This window comes from Streptomyces sp. NPDC055078, from assembly GCF_053607985.1.
The window spans coordinates 1-4720 of record NZ_JBSGUP010000642.1 but is presented as its reverse complement, the minus strand read 5'-3'; the positions used below and the strand labels follow the sequence as shown (position 1 = coordinate 4720).

Sequence of the window (4720 nt, the reverse complement as noted above, 5' to 3'; positions counted from 1 at the left end):
CCGGTGCACGCTCCCGTGCTCAAGGGTCCGTCCTCAGGGGTCGGCGAATTCAGCCCCTCCGGCGTTTGAGGAGCGGGTCCGGGGCGGAGCCCCGGCAAGGGCCCGGGAGGCGCTCGGGCGCGGGCGCGCGGGGCGGATGGCAGAATCAGGGGCCCTGGACGCGGCGAGCGCCCAGGCGCCGGACCACACCTCCGAGACCCCGCAGGGACATGAGCACCTACCGCGACATCGCGCACCGCGGCTCCGCCCGCGCCACCGTCCTGCGTACCGTCGGCACGCGCGAGCGACGCTCCCATCTCAGCGCGCCCCGCGTCCCGACCGTCGGTATCGACATCGGCGGTACGAAGGTGATGGCCGGGGTCGTGGACGCCGACGGCGTGATCCTGGAGAAGATCCGCACGGAGACCCCGGACAAGTCCAAGAGCCCGAAGGTGGTCGAGGACACCATCTGCGAACTCGTCCTCGATCTCTCCGACCGCCACGATGTGCACGCGGTGGGCATCGGCGCGGCCGGCTGGGTGGACGCCGAGCGCTCCAAGGTCCTCTTCGCCCCGCATCTGGCCTGGCGGAACGAGCCCCTGAGGGACGCGCTGTCCGCCCGGCTCGCCGTCCCCGTGCTGGTCGACAACGACGCCAACACCGCCGCCTGGGCGGAGTGGCGGTTCGGCGCGGGCCGCGGCGAGGACCATCTGGTGATGATCACGCTCGGTACGGGCATCGGCGGCGCGATCCTGGAGGACGGGCGGGTCAAGCGGGGCAAGTACGGGGTCGCGGGCGAGTTCGGCCATATGCAGGTCGTCCCCGGCGGGCACCGCTGTCCCTGCGGCAACCGGGGCTGCTGGGAGCAGTACAGCTCGGGCAACGCGCTGGTGCGGGAGGCCCGGGAGCTGGCGGCGGCCGACTCCCCGGTCGCGTACTCCCTCATCGACCGGGTCGGCGGCAACATCGGCGACATCACTGGACCGCTGATCACCGAGCTGGCCCGGGAGGGCGACGCCATGTGCGTCGAGCTGTTCCAGGACATCGGGCAGTGGCTCGGGATCGGGATCGCCAATCTGGCGGCTGCCCTCGACCCGTCCTGCTTCGTCATCGGCGGCGGGGTCAGCGCCGCCGACGATCTGCTCATCGGCCCCGCACGGGAGGCGTTCCGCCGCCATCTCACCGGCCGTGGCTACCGCCCGGAGGCCCGGATCGCCAAGGCGCAGCTCGGCCCGGAGGCGGGCATGGTCGGCGCTGCCGATCTCGCCCGGCTCGTCGCCCGCCGCTTCCGGCGCGCGAACCGGCGCCGGGTGGAGCGGCACGAGCGGTACGAGCGCTACGCCCAGGCGCTCCGTAACTCCGCGTCGACCCGCCCCGCGCAGGAGCCGTGACCGCACGGCGGCCCCGGGGTCCGGCGGCGCGTCACGGCCGGGTGGACCGGGCAGGTGCAGCCGCCCGGCCGCCCTGGACCGAGGCCGTACCGCCCGCCCTGGGCCGTGGTCGTACCGCCCGCCCTGGGCCGTGGCGTACGGCCTGCCTGCCCCGGACCGAGGCCCGCCTACCGCCCTACCGCCCCCCGTGCCGAGGCCGCACCGCCCGACCGCCCTCCGGGCCGTGGTCGTACCGCCCCACCGGACCCCGCCGTGCGGGCAGCCGCTCCCGGCAGCGGTCCTCCCCCGGACGGGTCGCCGCGCGAGCGGGAGGCACCCGGCGCCCTGCCCCGGAACCGTAGACTTCGCTTCTGACCGGACCCACCCAGGAATCCCCAGGAACCGCACCCTCATGACCGTGCCACGCCAGCCGACCTCGCCGGACGAGAACTTCCGTCCGCCCGAGAGCCGGCGGCACATGATCATCCGTCGCTGGCTGACAGCGGTCATCATCGTGCTGCTCGTCGGCATCCCGGCCGGCTATCTGGTGATCTCGGCCGAGCAGAGCCGCGACAGCGGGCGGGACAAGGAGGCCGAGTCATCGGCCCAGGGCCTGCGCGACAGCTGGCCGTCCCGGACGAAGCGGAGCATCTTCGAGGTGCCGATCCCGCCGAAGTCCACCAGGGTCGCCTACTTCGAGACCAGCAACTGGAAGACCAGCAGGCTGTACGTCCAGTTCGACACCACATCCGCCGGGCTCGACCTGTTCCTTGAGGGCGTCGGCACCAGTCGCGCCGCGCTCCAGGAGGGTGTGATCACCATCGGTACGCGGGACGCGGACACGGTGGGCTGGGACTTCACATCCGACCGGTTCTGGTCGGGCACCCGGCACCTCCAGGAGGACCGCCGGCCGTCCCAGGACATCACGGTCGACATGACCGATTCCACCCGGCCCAGGGTTTATGTGGTGTCCACCGTCACCCCCTGACAGCGATGATCGGCAGGGGGGTGGCGAAACCTCCGCCACGAGGTCATTACCGTGGACCGGGTGAGTGAGACGCAAACGCCCCCGGCGCAGCCGCCTTCGAAGACCCTGCACTATCGGATCGACGGTCCGGACGACGCCCCCGTCCTGATCCTGGGCCCCTCCCTGGGCACGACGTATCACATGTGGGACAGGCAGATCGCGGACCTGTCGCGTGAGTGGAGGGTCTTCCGCTATGACCTGCCGGGCCACGGCGGCGCACCCGCCCACCCCGCATCCGCCGTCGACGACCTCGCCGACCGGCTGCTGGCCACCCTCGACGAGCTGGGGATCCAGCGGTTCGGTTACGCGGGCTGCTCGATAGGCGGCGCGATCGGCATCGACCTGGCGCTGCGCCATCCGCACCGCGTCGCCTCGCTGGCCCTGGTCGCCGCCTCGCCCCGGTTCGGGACCGCCGACGAGTTCCGCCAGCGCGGGGTGATCGTCCGTACGAACGGTCTCGACCCGATGGCCCGCAGCGCGCCGGAGAGCTGGTTCACCCAGGGGTTCGCCGCCGCCCAGCCCGCGATCGTGGAGTGGGCCGTGCAGATGGTGCGGACGACGGACCCGGGGTGCTACATCGCCGCCTGTGAGGCGCTCGCGTCCTTCGACGTCCGCGCGGATCTGGGCCGGGTCGGGGTGCCGACCCTGGTCCTCGTCGGCGCGGACGACCAGGTGACGGGACCCGCGGAGGCCCGCACCCTGGTCGCCGGGATCCCGGACGCCCGGCTCGCGCTGGTGCCCGGCGCCTCCCATCTGGCGCCGGTGGAGCAGCCGGCCGCAGTCACCGACCTGCTCGTACGCCATTTCTCCAGTACGCCGCAGGACACGCTGTCGGCGATCCCCGCGCCGGGAACCCTGCCCGCGCCCGCGATCTCGGCGCCCGTGGCCCCGGTGGCCGAGATCGCCCCCGCGGCCCCGGAGGAGGCGGTCCCGGGGCGCCCCGACCCGTACGAGCCGGGCATGAGGGTCCGCCGTGAGGTGCTCGGCGACGCACATGTCGACCGGGTGACGGCGGACGCCGACGGCTTCACCGAGGGTTTCCAGGAACTGGTCACCCGCTACGCCTGGGGCGAGGTCTGGTCCGGTGAGGGCCTCGACCGGCGCACCCGCAGTGTGATCACCCTGACGGCGCTGGTCGCGGGCGGGCATCTGGACGAACTGGCGATTCACACCCGCGCCGGGCTGCGCAATGGGCTCACCCCCGACGAGATCCGGGAAATCCTGATCCACACCGCCGTGTACTGCGGTGTCCCGGCCGCGAACGCCGCCTTCGGGGTGGCCCGGGCCGTCATCCGGGAGGAGACCACTCCCAGGCAGTAGCAGGATGGGGGCATGAGGCTCACCAAGAAGAAGCACTCCTGCGTCCGCCTGGAGAAGGGCGGGGCGACCCTGGTCATCGACCCCGGCGCCTTCAGCGAGGAGGACGCCGCCGTGGGTGCGGACGTCGTCCTGGTCACGCACGAGCACATCGACCACTTCGACGAGGGCCGGGTCCGCGCCGCACTCGAAGCCGGGGCCGAGGTGTGGACCCTGCGGAGCGTCGCCGACAGACTGCTGGCGGCGTTCCCTGGCCGGGTCCGCACCGTCGGCCACGGCGACAGTTTCAGCGCCGCGGGCTTCGACGTCGAGGTGCACGGCGAAAAGCACGCCGTGATCCACCCGGAGCTGCCGAGGGTGACCAACGTCGGCTTTCTGGTGGACGGTTCGGTCTTCCACCCCGGCGACGCGCTCACCGTGCCGGACCAGCAGGTCGACACCCTGATGCTGCCGGTGCAGGCACCCTGGAACAAGATCTCCGAGGTGATCGACTATGTCCGCGAGGTGAAGCCCCGCCGGGTCATCGATGTCCACGACGCCCTGCTCACGGAGCTGGCCAGGCCGATCTACGACACCCATCTCCGCAATCTCGGGGGTGCGCCGCACAGCCGGCTGGCGCCCGGCGAGGGCGCCGATCTGTGACTGTCGTACCCAGGCTCTAGGCTTCACTCCATGCGCATCGCCACATGGAACGTCAACTCGATCACCGCCCGGCTGCCCCGGCTGCTGGCCTGGCTGGAGAGCAGTGGGACCGATGTCCTCTGCGTCCAGGAGACCAAGTGCACCGAGGAGCAGTTCCCGGCCGCCGAGCTGCGGGAGATCGGCTACGAATCCGCCATCCACGCCGACGGCCGGTGGAACGGCGTGGCGCTGCTCTCCCGGGTCGGCCTGGCGGATGTGGTCAAGGGCCTGCCCGGCGGCCCGGAGTACGGGGGAGTGCAGGAGCCGCGGTCGATCTCCGCCACCTGCGGGCCGGTGCGCGTCTGGTCGGTCTATGTGCCCAATGGCCGGGAGATCACCCATGACC

The 4720-nt window shown here is 72.3% G+C and carries 5 protein-coding genes; all 5 read left to right on the top strand.

Annotation, left to right across the window (positions count from 1 at the left end; all coding sequences use genetic code 11):
• Positions 1-209: 209 nt before the first annotated feature.
• Complete coding sequence (locus ACWF94_RS33870; protein WP_453497479.1) at positions 210-1370, top strand: ROK family glucokinase; 1161 nt, start codon at positions 210-212, stop codon at positions 1368-1370.
• Positions 1371-1761: 391 nt separating this feature from the next.
• Positions 1762-2337, top strand: coding sequence for a hypothetical protein (locus tag ACWF94_RS33865; protein WP_453497476.1), 576 nt, complete (start codon positions 1762-1764; stop codon positions 2335-2337).
• 51 nt (positions 2338-2388) lie between these two features.
• Positions 2389-3696, top strand: coding sequence for a bifunctional 3-oxoadipate enol-lactonase/4-carboxymuconolactone decarboxylase PcaDC (gene pcaDC / locus ACWF94_RS33860; RefSeq protein WP_453497473.1), 1308 nt, complete (start codon positions 2389-2391; stop codon positions 3694-3696).
• A 12-nt stretch (positions 3697-3708) separates the two neighbouring features.
• Positions 3709-4335 carry an MBL fold metallo-hydrolase gene (locus ACWF94_RS33855; protein WP_453497470.1) on the top strand — a complete coding sequence of 209 codons (627 nt, stop codon included), beginning with the start codon at positions 3709-3711 and terminating at the stop codon, positions 4333-4335.
• A gap of 30 nt (positions 4336-4365) precedes the next feature.
• The coding region (locus ACWF94_RS33850; protein ID WP_453497467.1) for an exodeoxyribonuclease III at positions 4366-4720 on the top strand (355 nt) is incomplete at its 3' end.